Raw genomic sequence first — 15,727 nt, forward strand, 5'->3', positions numbered from 1 at the left:
TCTCCGGAGAGCCCCTTCACCCGGATCGCCTTTGCACGCGATCCGACCTCTCCCCGCAAGCGGGGCGAGGTACGCAGCTGGGCCGCCGACGGCTCTTGCTGCACTCGCTCGAATGACGTCCCGTTCATCCGCAATGGAACCGCGATGACCCCGTCGTCTCCCTCTCGCGGCAAGTGGTCCGGCTGGCTGCTGGTCTCGCCGCTGGTGCTGGTGCTGATGCCGTTCTTCGTGCTGCCGATCGTCATCGTGCTGGTGGCGAGCTTTTTGGAGAGCGACGGCTTCGGTGGCCTGATCCGCACCTTCACGCTCGCCAACTACGGCGGGCTGCTCACGTCGAAGCTCACCCTCGCGCTCTACATGGAGACGGTGAAGTTCGCGGTGCTGACCTGGTTCTTCTCGCTGATCATCGGCTTCTTCGTGGCCTATTTCCTGGCCTTCCACGTCAGGAACCAGTTGCTCGCCATCGGCCTCTTCCTGCTGTGCACGGTGCCGTTCTGGACCTCCAACATCATCCGCATGATCTCGTGGATCCCGCTGCTCGGGAAGGAGGGGCTGATCAACACGGCGCTGATCAAGACGGGCCTGATCGGCCAGCCGCTCGAGTTCCTGCTGTTTTCCAGCTTCGCGGTGGTGGTGGCCTACGTGCACCAGCTCACCATCTTCATGATCGTGCCGATCTTCAATTCCATGGCGCGCATCGACAAACGCCTGCTGGAGGCGGCCGTCGACGCGGGCACCAGCCGCTTCGACGTGCTGCGCCTCATCGTCGTGCCGCTGACCAAGAGCGGCATCGCGCTCGGCTCGATCTTCGTCATCTCCATCGTCATGGGCGACTTCTTCGTGGTGAAGGTGATGTCGGGCGGCGGCACCGCCTCGGTGGTGGGCGCCTTCTACGAGGACATCGGCGTGCTGCAATATCCGGCGGCCGCGGCGAGCGCCGTGCTGCTGACGCTGCTGCTGACAGCGGTGGTGCTGCTCATCCTGCGCTCCGTCGACATCCGCCGGGAGATCGCCCAATGACCGCGCTCGCGACGGCAGCGTCCATGGCGCGGGCTCGGGCGGCCGCGCGCCGCGACGGGCGGCCGTGGACCTTCTACGCGCTGGCGACGCTCTTCGTCCTCTACGTGGTCGCGCTCTACGGACCGATGATCTGCATCTACATCCTGTCGTTCCAGGATGTGCGCGGCGGCCTGGTCTTTCCCATGAAGGGCCTGTCCCTGCACTGGTTCGTCGATCTGTTCACCCAGGTCCGCACCGGCGACGTGAAGGGTTCGTTCGACCGCTCCATCAAGCTGGCCGTCATGGTGACGCTGATCACCGTCGTGGTGTCGTTCATGGCGGGGCTCGCCTTCCGCCGCCGCTTCCCGGGCGACACCGCGGTGTTCTACTTGATGATCGGCAGCCTGGTGGCGCCCGGCCTCGTGCTCGGCATCGGCACCGGGCTCATGTTCAACGCGCTCGGCATCGAGGCCAACTGGTACACCTCGGCGCTCGGCGCGCAGCTGTCCTGGACGCTGCCGTTCGGCGTGCTGGTGATGTTCGCGGTTATGTCCCGCTTCAACCGCGCCTGGGAAGAAGCGGCGTGGGATCTGGGCGCCTCGCGCTGGCAGACGATCTGGCTCGTCATCGTGCCGATCATCGCGCCGGGCCTGATCGCCGTCGGCCTGTTCGGCTTCACCCTCTCCTACGATGAGTTCGCCCGCACGCTCCAGACGGCCGGGTCCCTCAACACCCTGCCCCTGGAGATCTGGAGCATGACGCTCAACGTCACCTCGCCGTCGCTCTACGCGCTCGGCACGGTCACCACGATCATCTCCTTCGCCATCATCGGCGCGAGTCTTGCGACGATCGCGCTTATTCAGCGGCGGCGTGCCAACGGCGCGCGCCCAGGAGGACATGCGTGATGAGCCTCGGGCCAGGCCATATCGAGCTTGCCGGCGTCTGCAAGAGCTATGACGGCCAGGTGATGGCTGTCGACGGCATCAACCTGAAGATCCCGGACGGTGCCTATTGCTGCCTGCTAGGCCCCTCCGGCTGTGGCAAGACCACCATCCTGCGCATGATCGCCGGCCACGAGGAGCCGACCACGGGCGAGATCCTCATCGGCGGCGAGGATGTCGTCGGCCTGCCGCCGGTGGCCCGGCGCACCGCCATGATGTTCCAGTCCTATGCGCTGTTCCCGCACCTCTCCGTGCGCGACAACATCGCCTTTCCGCTGCGCGTGCGCGGCCGGTCGAAGGCCGAGCGCTACGCCGCCGCCGACGCGATGATCGAGAAGGTGCGGCTGGGCGAGCTTGCCGACCGCCTGCCAGCGCAGCTCTCGGGCGGCCAGCAGCAGCGCGTAGCGCTGGCCCGCGCCGCCATCACCGAGCCGCGCGTGCTGCTGCTCGACGAGCCGCTGTCCGCCCTCGACGAGCAATTGCGCATCCAGATGCGCCAGGAGCTCCGGCGCATGCAGCGCGAGCTCGGCATCACCTTCGTGCACGTGACGCATACGCAGCTGGAGGCCATCGCGCTCGCCGACATGGTGGTGGTGATGGACAAGGGCGTGATCCGCCAGGCGGGCCCGGCGCGCGACATCTACGCGACGCCCAAGGACCGCTACGTCGCCGAGTTCCTCGGCGGCCAGAACGTCTTCTCCGGCAAGGTGCAGCGGGTCAACGGCGTCAGCGTGACGCTCGCGGCGCCAGAGCTGCGCGGCGTCGCCGTGCCGCTCGGCGCGTCCCGCCCCGACACGGGCGACACGATCGACGTGGCGGTGCGCCGCGACGACATCGTCCTGCTGCGTCCGGGCAAGCCTGTCGCCGACGGCATGTCGTCGATCTCCACCCGCGTGCTCGGGGTCGAGTACCAGGGCAACTTCGTCAAGGTGATGCTCGATGCGCTCGGGCCGTCGGAGTTCGTCGCCTACGTGCCCGAGCGCGACTTCTTTCGCGACCCGCTCGAGATCGGCGACATCGCCGTCGCCGCCTGGCAGGCCGACCGGGCGCGCCTGCTCGCCTAGAGCGTGATCCCAAAAAATGGACACCGATTCTTGGACAAGATCACGCTCAGAACAAGGACAAAAGACTTAAAGTGAGCTGATGTCGAAGGAAATCATCTCACTCCAAGCAACACGAGGGACAATCATGGCCTTAAGCTTCACGCTCAACGGCAAGCCCCGTCAGGTCGAGGTTGCGCCGTCGACCCTGGTCAGCGAGCTGCTGCGCGATCACCTGGGGCTCACCGGCACGCACGTCGGCTGCGACACCAGCCAGTGCGGCGCCTGCGTCGTGCTGCTCGACGGCAAGGCGGTGAAGAGCTGCACGCTGCTGGCGCCGGCCCTGGACGGCGCTTCGCTGACCACCATCGAGGGGCTGGCCAAAGGTGAGGTGCTGCACCCCATGCAGCAGGCCTTTCACCTCAACCACGGCCTGCAGTGCGGCTTCTGCACGGCGGGCATGGTGATGACGGCGGTCGCCCTGGTCACGGACAATCCGGAGCCCACCGAGGACGAGGTCCGCGCCGGCCTGGAAGGCAACATCTGCCGCTGCACCGGCTACCAGAACATCGTCGCCTCGATCCTCGCCGGCGCCGCCGCCATGCGCGGCTCGTCGGACGTCGCGGCTTAGGCAGGGAGGACCTCGAGCCATGGGCAAGGCGATCGGCATCGGTGCAGCACCCCTGCGCAAGGAGGATTTCCGCTTCCTCACCGGACGCGGCAACTACGTGTCCGACATCAAGCGGCCGGATATGAGCTACGGTGTGTTCATCCGCTCGCCGCATGCCCACGCGATCGTCAAGGGCATCGATGCGGGCGGCGCGCTGGCGGCGCCCGGCGTGCTCGCCGTGCTCACCGGCGACGACGCGGCGGCCGACGAGCTCGGCGGCCTGCCGTGCGGCTGGGGCATCATGGACAAGTCGGGCGAGCCCATGAAGGAGCCGCCGTTCCCGCTCCTGGCCCAGGGCAAGGTCCGCTTCGTCGGCGACATGGTGGCCTTCGTCGTGGCCGAGACGCTGGAGCAGGCGCGCGAGGCAGCCGAGCTGGTCGCCGTCGATTACGCCACGCTGCCCGCGGTGGTGGGCGTGCTCGACGCGGTGCGCGACGGCGCGCCGCTGCTGTTCGACGACGTGCCCGGCAATCTGTGCGCCGACTGGGAGCTCGGTGACAAGGCCGCGACCGACCTGGCCTTCGGCAAGTCGGCGCACATCGCGCGCCTGAGCCTGGTCAACAACCGGCTGATCGGCAACCCGATGGAGCCGCGTGCGGCGGTCGCCGAATACAACGCCGGCACCGGGCATTACACGCTTTATTCGACGAGCCAGTTCCCGCACGTGGTGCGCTTCCTGATGAGCGCCCTGGTGCTCAAGGTGCCGGAGCAGAAGGTGAGGGTGGTGGCGCCCGACGTGGGCGGCGGCTTCGGCGTCAAGCAGTTCCATTACGGTGAGGAGGCGGTGATCACCTGGGCTGCCCGCAAGGTGGGCCAGCCGATCAAGTGGGTGGCCGACCGCTCGGAGGGCTTCGTCTCGGACCGGCATGGCCGCGACCACGTCACCGAGGCCGAGCTCGCCTTGGACGAGACCGGCAAGTTCCTGGGCTTCCGAGTGGTGACGCTCGCCAACATGGGCGGCTACCTATCCACCTTCGGCCCCAATATTCCGACCAACCTCTACGCTCCGTTGCTGAGCGGCGTCTACGTGATGCCGCAGATCTACTGCAACGTGAAGGTCGTGTTCACCAACACCGTGCCGGTGGACGCCTACCGCGGCGCCGGGCGGCCCGAGGCCACCTTCCTGGTCGAGCGGATCGTCGACGTGGCGGCGGCCGAGATGGGCATCGACCGGGTCGAGATCCGCCGCCGCAACATGATCCCCAAAGAAGCCTTCCCGTACCAGACGCCGGTGCTGCTGCAGTACGATTCCGGCGATCCGGCCGGCTGCCTGGAGCAGGCGCTGGCCGCCGCGGATGTGGTCGGCTTCGGCGCCCGCAAGGCCGCATCGGCGCGCAACGGCAAGTTCAGGGGGCTCGGCTTCTCGACCTACATCGAGGCGTGCGGGCTGGCGCCGTCGCGCTTCGCCGGGCGGCTGGGCGCCCGCGGCGGCCTCTACGAAAGCGCCACCGTCCGTGTCCACCCGACGGGGCAGGTGACGGTGCTGATCGGCACCCACAACCACGGCCAGGGCCACGAGACCACCTTCGCCCAGATCGTCTCGGAAAAGCTCGGCGTCGCCTTCGATGACGTCGACATCGTCTTCGGCGACACCGACAAGGTGCAGTTCGGCATGGGCACCTATGGCTCGCGCTCGCTGGTGGTCGGCGGCGCCGCGCTCTCCAAGGCGAGCGACAAGGTGGTGACCAAAGGCAAGAAGATCGCCGCCCACCTGCTGGAAGCAGGCGAGCACGACGTCGTGTTCGAGGCCGGCGTCTTCAAGGTGGCAGGCACCGACCGCAGCAAGACCTTCGCCGAGATCGCGGGCGCCGCCTACGTGCCGCACAATTATCCCCTCGAGATCCTCGAGCCGGGGCTGGAGGAGCAGGCCTACTACGACCCCGTCAACTTCACCTATCCGGGCGGCGCCCACATCTGCGAGGTCGAGGTCGATCCGGAGACGGGAACCGTGGTGATCGTCGGCTACACCGGCGTCGACGATGTCGGCACCGTGATCAACCCGATGATCGTCGAGGGGCAGTTGCACGGCGGCATCGTGCAGGGCATCGGCCAGGCGCTCTGCGAGACGGCGGTCTACGACGAGAGCTCGGGCCAGCTGCTCAGCGGCTCGTTCATGGACTACTGCATGCCACGGGCGGACACGAGCCCGCACATGAACGTCGCCACCCATTCGACCCTGTGCACCCACACGCCCATGGGCGTGAAGGGATGTGGGGAGGTCGGCACCATCGGCTCGCCGGCCGCCGTCATCAACGCCGTCGTCGACGCGCTCGCGCACCTGGGGGTGACCCACGTCGACATGCCGGCGACGTCCAACCGGATCTGGCGCGTGATCCAGAACGCCGCGCTGCCGCGCGCGGCCGAGTAGTGGGGGGGAGCCATGAAGGCGTTCGACTATCACCAGCCAGGTGCGGTGGCCGAAGCCGCCGCCATCCTCGCCGCCGTCGCCGACAGCCGGCCGCTCGCCGGCGGCATGACCCTGCTGCCGACATTGAAGCTGAGGCTGTCCGCCGTGCCGGCGCTGGTCGACCTGTCGCGCCTCGCCGAGGCGCGCGGCATCCGGCAGGACGGCGATGCGCTCGTCATCGGCGCCATGAGCCGCCATGCCGAGGTCGCCGCCTCGTCCCTCGTCAACGCGCTGATTCCGGGGCTCGCCCAACTGGCGGGATCGATCGGCGATCCGGCGGTGCGCAACCGCGGCACCATCGGCGGCTCGCTCGCCAACAACGATCCGTCGGCCGACTACCCGGCCGCGGTGCTGGCGCTGGGCGCTGTCGTCGTGACCAGCAAGCGCGAGATCGCGGCCGACGACTATTTCGTCGGCCTGTTCGAGACGGAGCTGGAGGCGGACGAGATCATCCTCGCCGTGCGCGTCCCGGTGCCGAAGGCCGCGGGCTACGCCAAGCTGCGCAGCCCGGCCTCGCGCTTCCCCACCGTCGGGGTGTTCGTGGCCGACACCAGCGTCGGCGTGCGCGTCGCCGTCAACGGCCGTGCCCTGGGCGTGGCGCGCCTGCCCGATTTCGAGAGCGCGCTGACCGACCGGTTCGAGCCCTCCGTGGTGGCCGGCATCCACGTCGATGCGGACGCCTTCAGCTCGGATATCCACGCGGAGGCCGCCTACAAGGCGCATCTGGTCGGCGTCATGGCCCGCCGCGCCGTGCAGAACGCCCTGGAGCTGCGCGGCCCGGCGTAACGCGGGCGCCGCGCTGTCCCGGAGACGCGGCGCACCCCTTCGACAGAGCGGATGAACGATGAGGCGGCGCGCCCGCGCGCCGTCCATGGGCTTGCCTTTTTCATGAGCACGCGAGGCGTATGATGTCCCTGACGAGCCAAATCGACGATGCCCGACCGGCGCCCGCCGATCTCGCGCGCCTGTCCGCCGCCGAGCTCGTGGCCGGCTATCGATCCCGCACGTTCACGCCCCGGGATGTCGTCGACGAGGTGATCGCCGCGCTGGAGCGCACCGACCGCATCTGCAAGGTGATGGTCGAGCCGCGGTTCGACGCGGCGCGGAGCGAGGCGGACGCGGCGACGGCAGCCTGGCGGAGCGGCGAGCCCGGCGGCGTCCTGGCCGGTGTTCCCGTCACCATCAAGGATCTGGTCTTCGTCGCCGGGGTGCCGGCCCGCGGCGGGGCGCCCGGCAACGAAGGCTTCGTGCCTCAGCAGGACGCGGCGGTTGTGGCGCGCCTCAGGGCCGCCGGCGCCATCGTCACCTGCAAGACGACCACATGTGAGGCGGGCTACAAGCTCACCGCCGACAGCCCGGTCTCGGGCATCACCCGCAACCCGTGGAATCCGGCGCGGACCAGCGGCGGCTCGAGCGGCGGGGCGGCCGCGGCGGTAGCGGCCGGCTGCGGCCCGATCGCCGTTGGAACGGACGGGGTGGGGTCGATCCGCGTGCCGTCGTCGTTCTGCGGCGTGTTCGGCATCAAGCCCACCTTCGGCCTGGTGCCGCGCTCGCCCGGCTTCTCGCCGCCGTCGTGGGGCTCGCTTGCCCACACCGGGCCGATCGCCCGCACCGTCGGCGACGCGGCCCTGATGTTGGGCATTATGGCGGGCTATGACGGCCGCGACGGGGCGAGCCTCCCGGTCGAGGGCGGCTCCTACGTGGCGGCGCCGGGCAAGCTCGACGGCCTGCGCGTCGCCGCCAGCGTCGACCTGGGCTATGCGGCCGTGGCGCCCCACGTCCGGCGGGCCTTCGGTGCCGCCGTCGATGTCCTCGCCGACCTGGGCGCCGCCGTCACCTCGGACCATCCCGGCCTCGACCCGGACGCGCTGGAGCGGACGCTGAAGCCGATCGCGCTCACCGAGCAGGCGGCCGCCGTCAACCGCCGCCCGCCGGGCGATCTCGGCGGGTCCGATGCCGATTATCGGGCCGCCGTGGAGCGCGGCCGGGCCTATTCCGGCATCGACTACGTCGAGGCCGGGTATCGTCGCGGCGAGCTCCGGACTGCCTTCCTCGAGCAGTTCAAGCGTGCCGATGTGCTCGTCACGCCCACGGTCGCTGTGACCGCCTTCGCCGCCGGCACGCTCGGCGCCCCCGTCGTCGACGGCCGCTCCGTCGATCCCCATCTCGGCTGGTCGCCGTTCTCCTGGCCGATCAACCTCGCCGGCCTGCCGGCCGCGACGGTGCCGATCGGCTTCGACGGCGACGGCCTGCCGATCGGCCTGCAAATCATCGCGCCCTGGCTCGGCGAGGCGGTCATCTTCCGCGTCGCCGCCGCGCTCGAGCAGGCCCGGCCGTGGCAGGGGCGGTGGCCGGCCCTGGACTGAGGCGCTCGCACGAATCTTGCTTGGCGGTGAGGCGATGAACCTCGTCAGCCTCGACATCCGCATGCTGCGGTCGCTGATCTCGGTCGTCGAGACCGGGAGCATCACCGAGACCGCGCGGCGCCTGGGCCGGACCCAGCCGGCCATCACCCTGCAATTGCAGCGGCTGGAGGAGCTGGCGGGCCGCGCCCTGTTCGACCCGGAGAACCGCCGCATCGTGCTGACACCCGACGGCGAGACCGTCCTGGCCTATGCCCGCTCGATCCTGCGCCTGCATGACGAACTGCTGTCGCAGCTGGCGGCGCCGACCATCGAAGGCCACGTCGTCCTCGGCACGCCGGACCTCTATGCAGCTTTCATGCTGCCGTCGATCCTGGCGATCTTCCGCCGCGCCTTTCCACGCATCCAGGTCGAGCTCAACTGTGCGCTGTCGACGCCGCTCGTCGGCCTGGTCCGGCGCGGCGAGGTCGACGTGGCGCTGGTGACGCGCATGAACGATTTCACCGGCGGCCAGGTGGTGCGCCAGGAGCAACTGATCTGGATGGCCGGCGAGCGCTCGACGGCGCATCTGGAGGACCAGGTGCCGCTGGCCCTGCTGCCGCCCGGCAACATCTACCGCGACCACGCCATCGAGCGCCTCGAGGCGGTGCACCGCCGCTGGCGCGTGGCCTGCGTCAGCGCCAGCGTCGCGGGCCTCCAGGCCGCAGCCTTCGCCGGCATGGCGGTGACCGTCCTCGGCCGCAGCGCGCTGGTGCCGTCCATGCGCGAGATCGGCGCGCAGGAGGGCTTTCCGCCGCTGCCGAAGGTCGACCTGCTGCTCTACAAGTCGAACACCGCGACCTCGAAGGCGGCGCAGGCGCTGCACGATTATCTGGCCCATTACCTCAGCCTCGGCGAAGGGCTGGGTCCGGCCGGCGAGCTTCCCGCGATCGCGGCGCAGTAGGGCGCCTCTCCTGGTTGCTGCACAGAGCTAGTTTGCTTTTTTGAACGGATGGATGGCCGGGCTTGACCCGGCCATCCATCGACGTGAAGAAATCCACGCCGTTCCCAGAGCTGCGGACAGCCAAATCACCTTGTCGCGCTAGGAAGCCCAAACAACCTCGTGCCGGATCACGAAGGGGGCGAGCAACGCATCGACCTCTTCTGCGATCGTCTTGCGCTCGTCTTCGGCGACACCGGTCAGCGTCACCGTGGCGATGCTGCCGTGGCTGCCGTGAGCGCCGACGTCGACCTTGTACTCGATGCCCTTCTCGCGGAGCGGAGCGAGAATGCCGGAGAACACGCGGGTTGCCGCATCCCAACGCAGCTTGGGCTTGAATACCTTGCCCACCCCGGTGAGCGGCATCGGATCGATGGGGTGGATCTGGACGGGCACGGCGGCACGTTCGGGCGTCCGTTCACGCACCCAGGCCTCCAGCTCACCGGGCGCAACGCTGGCGCCGGGTTTCAGCTGCACGTAGCCCACGGGCAATTCGCCAGCATAGGCATCGGGTTGACCGACCACGGCGGCGAAGCCGACGGCGGGATGCTGGAACATGATGTCTTCGATGGGGCCGGGGTCGATATTGTGGCCGCCACGGATCACCAGATCCTTGGCGCGGCCCGTGATCCATAGGAAGCCGTCGTCGTCGACGCGGCCGAGATCGCCGGAGTTGACCCACGCGCCGTCGACGAACGCGCCTCGGTTGTGCGCGTCGTTGAGATAGCCGCCGAAGACGCCGGGCCCGGCCATGACCACGACGCCGATCTCGCCCACCGCGCAGTCGCGCGCGACCTTGCCATCGGCATCAAGCTCGACGATGCGCACACGGCTGTAGGGCAGGGGGAGACCGACGGAGCCCAGACGGATGGGGCGATCCCCATAGGCCAAGGTGTGGACGCTGGACGTCTCCGTCATGCCGTAGACCTCGACCACGGGCAGCTTGAGCTTCTCCTCGATGGCCTTGCCGACGGCGACCGGAATCGCGGATCCGCCCCCGGCCGCGTAGCGAAGGCTCGACAGGTCGGCATCGCCGGGCGGAATACCGAGCGAGGCCGCGAGAACCGTCGGAACGCTCGCGAACGCTTCGGGCTTGAAGCGTTCGACCAGGCGCCAGATGTTGGCGACGCTGGCGGGATTGCGCCATCCGGCCGGGGACAGCACGACGAGGCAGTTGCCGCCGGTCAGTGCCGCCAGCGCCTGCGTCAGCGAGCCGCCCACGTGAAACAACGGCATGCCGAACAGCAGATTTCGTCCGGGGGCGGATTTGAGCATCAGGTTGCAGCCCCAGGCCTGGTAGACCTGATTGCCGTGCGTATGACGGACGAGCTTTGGCGTGCCGGTGGTGCCGCCCGTGTGGAAATAGGCAGCGATCTCATCGCTCGCGATCGTTCTGCCGCTGACAAGACGATCGGACGGTTGCTGCTTGATGAGATCGGCGAAGGAATAGACTCCGTTCGCCGGATCGCCCGGGCCATACACCTGCACGATGGCCTTGAGGTGCTTCAGGTGGGGCCGCAGCGCCTCGACCTTCTGCCAAATGTCCGTGCCCGGCATCGGTCCCAGCGCCACGAGGACGCGGGTCTCGGCCGCATCCAGGATTTCCGCGATCTGATGGGGCTCGAGCAGCGGGTTGACCGGATTGGCGATGCCGGCGGCCTCGGCACCGAACAGCGTGATGAAGGCCTCGGGGACGAGCGGCAGCAGAAAGCTGACGACGTCATCGCTGCCGACGCCCAGCCCATGGAACATGTTGGCGGCCTGGGTGATGCGGGCCACGAAATCGCGGTGGCTGATGACGACCGGCGCCTCGGCCGGGTCGGCATTGGGCAGAAACTGAAGGGCCGGCGCGTCGGGATCGTGTGCCGCGCCCAACTGGATCGCTTCGTAGGTGCTCTGCGCCGCGATCCGCTCCCTGTATGGCGTCTGCTCGAAGGCGCGAACCTCGGCCTCCGTGGCAAAGCTGGGAAACGCGTTGCCGATAAGACGATCGAGCAAGTGGATGCCCGCCATGACCTGCCTCCCCAATTTTTGTTCGTTCGTGTGACGAGCCACCAGTTGAGCCATCTTTGGGCTGTTGCGCAAGGTGGCGAAAGCGACACACGCCGGCGTTGTGACGGCTTGGCCGGGGAGCTCCCTTGAAGCGTCGCGACGGGCGTTCGCCGCGCGCCTCCCGTGTCGGCAGCCGCCGATGCCTCCCTCTCCAGCTTTCCATTGCGGTGAAGGCACATGCCTACCGCCGCGCGGGCGCGTGCCATACACCCACGCTCGCCGCGTCGTGCCGGCTGCAATTCGAGACATGGGGCGGACCACATCCGATCAGACATGCGAGCAAGCGAGCGCCCTACGACCGAGCTGCACGATCTGATCGCCGCGTTCGCGGCCATCGGCGCGACGGACGACGGCGGCGTATGCCGCCTCACGGCGAGCCCCGCCGACAAGGCCGCGCGTGACCTGTTTGCCCGCGAGATCGCCGCGCGGGGGCTCGCCCTGCGCGTCGACGCGATCGGCAACATGTTCGGCGTCGCGATGCTGGCGCCGGACGCGCCCGATGCCGTGATCGTCGGCTCCCATCTCGATTCGCAGCCGACCGGTGGGCGCTTCGATGGCGCCTACGGTGTGCTGGCGGGGCTGCTTGCCACCCAGGCGGTGCGGGACCGCGCCGCGGCCGAGCCGGGCAGGGCGAAGCGCAATCTGGTCGTCGCCAACTGGACCAACGAGGAGGGCGCGCGCTTCCAGCCCAGCCTGACCGGCAGCTCCGTGTTCGCGGGCAGCCTGTCGCTCGATGACGCCGCCGCGCTGGTGGACGGCGACGGCGTGGCGCTCGGCGCGGCCCTCGACGCGATCGGCTATCGCGGCGCCGCGCCGCTGGATCTGCGGCCGGTCCGCTATGTCGAGCTGCACGTGGAGCAGGGCGACCGGCTCGAGGCGGCCGGCGCCGACATCGGCGCGGTCGCCGGCGCCTGGACGGCGCGCAAGCTGTCGATCGTGTTCGAGGGCGAGCCGTCGCATACCGGCCCGACGCCGATGGGCCGGCGGCGCGACGCCCTACGGGCGGTGGCCCGCGCCATTGAGGCCTTGTACGACGAGGTCGAGCGGGCGCAGGCCGGCGCGCATGCCTCCGCCGCCCGCATCAGCGTCCATCCCAATTCGCCCAACGTGGTCGCGGCCCGCGTGCGCGTCTGGTTCGAGATCCGCCACGAGCACGAGGCGGTGGCCCTCGCCATCAGCAACCGCTTCCTGGCGCGGATCGAGCGGGAGACGGCGCCGCTCGGCATCCGCTGCTCGATCGCGGCGGACGAGCTACGCGGCACGGCCTTGCTCGACCCGGCCGGCGTGGCGCTGGTGCGTGCCGTGGCCGGGGAGCTGGGCCTCGCGGCGCTGACCATGCAAACCATCGCCGGGCACGATGCCCTGGCGCTGCAGAAGCGTGTCCCCGCCACCCTGATCTTCGTGCCGAGCCGCGAGGGCCTGAGCCACACGCCGCGCGAATTCACTGCGCCGGAGGCGCTCGACAAGGGCTACGCGGTGCTGGTGGAAGCCCTGTGGCGCCTCGTGACGGCCGAGGGGTGAGGCAGCCGCGGTCCGCCGCCGGCCTCATCATGGATCGATCAGCTCCAGCAGGCTGGCGACGACGCGGTCGGGCACGGCGACGGCCGCCGGGTCGCGCGGGATGTCGCTGGTGATGAGGATCGAGCGCAGACCGGCGCGCTGGCCGGCGACGATATCGGTGCCGATCTGGTCGCCGATCATCACCGTGTCGGCCGCAGCGCTGCCGAGAAAGGCGAGCGCCTGCTCGATCATGAGGGGCTCCGGCTTGCCGACGACGATCGGTGCGGCGCCCGGGACCGCGGCGGTCACGGCCGCGGCGAACGCGCCCACGCAAGGGTCGTAGCCGTCCTCGCTGGGCGCCAGCACGTCGGGATTGGTGACGATGACGGCAGCGCCGCCCAAGGCCGCACGCACGGCCGTGCGCAGCTTCGCATAGGTGAACTCCTCATCGAAACCGAGCACGACCACCTCGGCGTCGGTGGCGCCGAGCTGGTAGCCCGCCTCCAGCAGCGCGTCGAAGAGCGGCGCCTCGCCGATGGCGAACACCCGCGTTCCCGGCGGCCAGCGCCGTTGCATCAGGGCGGCGGTCGAGGAGACCGTGTTGAACACTTGCGCCGGCGTCGCCGGAATGCCCATGCGGTCGAGCTTGGCTGCAAACTGCTCGGCCGATTTGGACGAGTTGTTGGTCACGAACGCATAGGGGATGCCGCGCCTGTGCCACGTGCGGAAAGCCTCCACCGAGTCGGGGATCGGCAAATCGCCGCGATAGGCGACGCCGTCGAGATCGGAGACGACCGCGCGGATGCCCGCGCTCCGGGTGACGTCGAATTGGGACAATGAACGCCTTTCGTGCCTGTCTGTGCGTCAGAGGTGCCCGCCAGGCCATCCGACTGGAGATGATCTAGCGGCTCCCCCGGCTCGCGTTGTTGCCGCCCGTCCACTTTTCCTGTGCTGCGCCGAAACGTGACCGCAAGGTCGCGCATGGCTTTCGGCCGCGCCCGGCAAGGCTTCGATAGACCAGCAAGACGCCGGCAGAGCAGTCGCCGCCGGGGGCGAGAACGTCAGCAACGGAATCGTGGAGCATCAGGGCTCAGCCGCCGCGGCGATTGGTTTACCGTTTGCTGGACACGACGCGCAATGGCCACTCGCCTGTTCGCGAATATGGGGAACCTCATGAACGACGCTACGCGACGCGGTTTCTTGACGGGGGCGGCTGCCTTGGGCGCGGGCGCCGGCCTCTTGAGGATCAACCCGGAGTTCTTCGTCTCGCCGGCCGCCGCCCAGGCCGGCAAGACCCTGGTCTTCCTGTCTGCGGAGAACATCACCGGCAACTGGGATCCGACCGCCCATACGACCCTGTCGCAGGGCAATATCCAGGGCTTCACCATGGGCTACCTCACGCGCACGCCGATGCGCGTCGAGAAGCCGGACGAGGTCATCTACGAGCTGGCGACGAGCCTGAAGCTGCTCGAGCCGACCAAGCTCGAGATCAAGCTCCGCCCAGGCGTCAAGTTCCACGACGGCAAGGAGTTCAAGGCCGAGGACGTCAAGGCGACCATGGAATACGGCTCGCGGCCGGATCGCCCGGCGCAGTGGTATCCGGGCCCGACCGAGACGCTCACCATCACCACGCCCGATGACTACACGGTGATCGTCGATACGTCGAAGGGCGGCTATCCGGCCCACCTCTTCATGTTCCTGGCGGCCTACCTGCCGATGATGTCGGCGACCGACATCGCCGGCGGCCCGAAGGGGCCGCTGTCGCAGCGTCTCAACGGCACCGGCCCGTTCAAGTTCGTCGAGCAGCGCGGCAACGACACCATCATGGTGGCCAACCCGAACTATTTCCTTGGTCCGCCGAAGATCGCCGGCATCAGCTTCAACTTCGTCGGCGACTCCACGACCCGCATGCTGTCGCTGATGAACGGCCAGGCCACCATCGTCGAGCGTCTTGAGCCGGAGCAGGTCGCCACGCTGGCGGGCAACAACAAGATCGCGATCAACAAGGTGGTCTCGGTCGAGAACAAGTATCTCTGGTTCCGCTGCTCCAAGCCGCCGTTCGACAACCCGCTGGTGCGTCAGGCCGCCTGCCACGCCATCGATCGCCAGCAGATCCTGGCGGTGCTGGGCGACGCCGGCTACCCCTCGTCCAACTTCGTGTCGCCGGTGAAGTTCGCCTACATCGATCTGCCGAACTACCCGGCCTACGACCCGAAGAAGTGCCAGGAGCTGCTGGCCAAGGCCGGCTTCCCGGGAGGCAAGGGCCTGCCGCCGCTCGAATATCTCACCTCGACGGGCTTCTATCCGAAGACCAAGGAGTATGGCGAGGTCATCACCGCCATGCTGCAAGAGCAGGGTTTCCCGGTGACGCTCTCCGTCCTGGAAATCGCGGCCTGGAACGAGCGCCTCTACGATCGGCCCGGCGGCGGCCCGGGCCACATGGTGGATTGCGGCTGGTCGACGGGCTCGCCCGAGCCCGACCTCGTCCTGCGCACCCACTTCCACTCGTCGTCGAAGCGCATCACGGGCCTCGTCGATCCCCAGGTCGATGCGAGCCTCGACAAGGAGCGCAGCGCGCCCTCGCTCGAGGAGCGCAAGAAGATCCTGCAGACCGAGACCATGCCGCTGCTCGCCGAGAAGGTGCCGGCGCTGTCGCTGTTCACCTCGGTGATGATCCACGCCATGGATAAGTCGCTCACCGGCATGTTCATCTACCCGGACGGCTCCATGGACGGCTCGAAGGGCGTTTTCGCCTGATGCGCGGGCGGCGCCAGGG

The 15,727-nt window shown here is 68.8% G+C and carries 12 protein-coding genes; 10 read left to right on the top strand and 2 right to left on the bottom strand.

The features are described from left to right. Window positions 1–144: 144 nt before the first annotated feature. The 8 genes from ACZ5PO_RS21330 to ACZ5PO_RS21365 all read left to right on the top strand — a co-directional run bounded on the left by ACZ5PO_RS21330 (window position 145) and on the right by ACZ5PO_RS21365 (window position 9,363). On the top strand, window positions 145–1,020 hold the full coding sequence (locus tag ACZ5PO_RS21330) for an ABC transporter permease (RefSeq protein WP_464183740.1): 876 nt from the start codon (window positions 145–147) through the stop codon (window positions 1,018–1,020). A 23-nt stretch (window positions 1,021–1,043) separates the two neighbouring features. Continuing rightward, complete coding sequence (locus ACZ5PO_RS21335; protein WP_464196968.1) at window positions 1,044–1,904, top strand: ABC transporter permease; 861 nt, start codon at window positions 1,044–1,046, stop codon at window positions 1,902–1,904. After that, entirely contained in the window at window positions 1,904–3,004 is a 1,101-nt protein-coding gene (locus tag ACZ5PO_RS21340) for an ABC transporter ATP-binding protein (RefSeq protein WP_464183741.1), read from the top strand. Before ACZ5PO_RS21335 ends, ACZ5PO_RS21340 begins: the two co-directional genes overlap by 1 nt. A 124-nt stretch (window positions 3,005–3,128) precedes the next feature. After that, the gene (locus ACZ5PO_RS21345) at window positions 3,129–3,611 is read left to right on the top strand and encodes a (2Fe-2S)-binding protein (protein WP_464183742.1); all 483 of its coding nucleotides are present in this window, start codon (window positions 3,129–3,131) and stop codon (window positions 3,609–3,611) included. Between the two features lie 19 nt (window positions 3,612–3,630). Beyond that, window positions 3,631–6,018 (top strand): xanthine dehydrogenase family protein molybdopterin-binding subunit, encoded by a 2,388-nt coding sequence (locus tag ACZ5PO_RS21350; protein ID WP_464183743.1) that lies wholly within the window; start codon window positions 3,631–3,633, stop codon window positions 6,016–6,018. A 12-nt stretch (window positions 6,019–6,030) separates the two neighbouring features. Next, entirely contained in the window at window positions 6,031–6,843 is an 813-nt protein-coding gene (locus tag ACZ5PO_RS21355; RefSeq protein ID WP_464183744.1) for an FAD binding domain-containing protein, read from the top strand. 122 nt (window positions 6,844–6,965) lie between these two features. Continuing rightward, window positions 6,966–8,423: an amidase gene (locus ACZ5PO_RS21360; protein ID WP_464183745.1), complete on the top strand. Its 1,458-nt coding sequence runs from the start codon at window positions 6,966–6,968 to the stop codon at window positions 8,421–8,423. Between the two features lie 34 nt (window positions 8,424–8,457). Continuing rightward, on the top strand, window positions 8,458–9,363 hold the full coding sequence (locus ACZ5PO_RS21365; RefSeq protein ID WP_464183747.1) for a LysR substrate-binding domain-containing protein: 906 nt from the start codon (window positions 8,458–8,460) through the stop codon (window positions 9,361–9,363). A gap of 138 nt (window positions 9,364–9,501) precedes the next feature. Here the strand turns inward: ACZ5PO_RS21365 and ACZ5PO_RS21370 are convergent, their stop codons facing one another. Beyond that, on the bottom strand, window positions 9,502–11,412 hold the full coding sequence (locus ACZ5PO_RS21370; RefSeq protein WP_464196970.1) for an acyl-CoA synthetase: 1,911 nt from the start codon (window positions 11,410–11,412) through the stop codon (window positions 9,502–9,504). A gap of 312 nt (window positions 11,413–11,724) precedes the next feature. Here ACZ5PO_RS21370 and ACZ5PO_RS21375 point away from each other — a divergent pair, with 312 nt between their 5' ends. Next, complete coding sequence (locus ACZ5PO_RS21375) at window positions 11,725–12,972, top strand: M20 family metallo-hydrolase (RefSeq protein ID WP_464183749.1); 1,248 nt, start codon at window positions 11,725–11,727, stop codon at window positions 12,970–12,972. A 27-nt stretch (window positions 12,973–12,999) separates the two neighbouring features. Here ACZ5PO_RS21375 and ACZ5PO_RS21380 read toward each other — a convergent pair whose 3' ends face one another. Further along, a complete protein-coding gene (locus ACZ5PO_RS21380; protein WP_464183750.1) occupies window positions 13,000–13,788 on the bottom strand; it encodes an HAD-IIA family hydrolase in 789 nt (262 codons plus the stop codon). 336 nt (window positions 13,789–14,124) lie between these two features. Here ACZ5PO_RS21380 and ACZ5PO_RS21385 point away from each other — a divergent pair, with 336 nt between their 5' ends. After that, a complete protein-coding gene (locus tag ACZ5PO_RS21385; protein ID WP_464183751.1) occupies window positions 14,125–15,708 on the top strand; it encodes an ABC transporter substrate-binding protein in 1,584 nt (527 codons plus the stop codon). Window positions 15,709–15,727 lie beyond the last annotated feature (19 nt).

The organism is Chelatococcus sp. KU-N122 (assembly GCF_055391085.1).